Below are 658 nucleotides of genomic sequence, written 5' to 3'. Positions count from 1 at the left end.
GGCTCTTCAGGATCCAGGGTGTAGTTGGGGTCGGCGCGTCGGTCGCCGGATAGGGGTCGAGGCCTCCCGAAGATGAAGGTTCCTACACGCCTCATCTGGAAGACCTCGACGTGCCTGACGCTACCTTCGCCTGCCCTGACTTGACCACCTTCTGCCGTCTCGACGAGCTCGGTCTTGACGTCGTCGGTCAGCGCCTCGAGCCCGAGCAGGCGATCCTGGCCTGCCGGGTCCTGGAACCGGACCAGTGGTGCCGACGCTGCGGCTGCGAGGGCACGCCCCGCGACACCGTGGTGCGGCGCCTGGCGCACGAGCCGCTGGGCTGGCGACCTACGACGCTGCTGGTCACGGTTCGCCGCTACCGGTGCACCGGGTGCGGACACGTGTGGCGCCAGGACACCACCAAGGCGGCCGAGCCGCGGGCGAGGCTCTCCCGTCGCGGTCTGCGGTGGGCGCTGGAAGGGATCGTGTGCCAGCACCTGACCGTGGCCCGCGTCGCCGAAGGCCTGGGAGTCTCGTGGAACACCGCCAACGACGCCGTGCTGGCCGAGGGCAAGCGGGTGCTCATCGACGACCCCGGCCGGTTCGACGGGGTCAAGGTCATCGGCGTCGACGAGCACGTCTGGCGCCACACCCGCCGCGGCGACAAGTACGTCACCGT

General features: G+C 70.2%; 1 protein-coding gene. It reads left to right on the top strand.

The window, feature by feature from the left end:
- Positions 1-110: 110 nt before the first annotated feature.
- Positions 111-658 (top strand): transposase (locus tag ABD264_RS11475; RefSeq protein WP_486327059.1); only part of this gene is annotated, 548 nt, incomplete at its 3' end.

Origin of the sequence: Kocuria salsicia (assembly GCF_039532055.1) — a bacterium.
GTDB lineage: Bacteria > Actinomycetota > Actinomycetes > Actinomycetales > Micrococcaceae > Kocuria > Kocuria salsicia.
This window is presented reverse-complemented; position numbering and strand designations above follow the sequence as displayed.